Source organism: Methylophaga sp. UBA4204 (assembly GCF_002379485.1).
In the GTDB taxonomy this organism is placed as follows: domain Bacteria; phylum Pseudomonadota; class Gammaproteobacteria; order Nitrosococcales; family Methylophagaceae; genus Methylophaga.
On record NZ_DFTU01000054.1, the window covers coordinates 40,970 to 41,261 of the forward strand.

Genomic DNA, 292 nt, shown 5'->3' on the forward strand with positions numbered 1-292 from the left:
CCAGCCTCAGCGCCTTTGCCGGTGCCTTGATAGCCATCAGTTTTGTTTACAGTATCAGTCGGTTTCGTTTTGGCTTTTCCGGCGAAACCTTATTGTTAACCGGTGTGGCTATCAGTTTCTTCTTTTCCAGTCTGATTCTGTTTATTCAATATCTCAGCAATGTTGCTGATTCATTTCAAATTATCCGCTGGTTGATGGGGAGTTTAACCGTCGTCGGTTATCAGGAATTAAAGCAGCTATTACCTTTCGTTACACTGACGGCAGTAGTAATTATTTATCTGAGCCGCGAACT

At 43.2% G+C, this 292-nt stretch carries 1 protein-coding gene; it reads left to right on the forward strand.

Features of this window, described 5'->3' with window-relative positions:
• Positions 1-292 (forward strand): iron chelate uptake ABC transporter family permease subunit (locus B3182_RS07920; protein ID WP_292752250.1); only part of this gene is annotated, 292 nt, incomplete at both ends.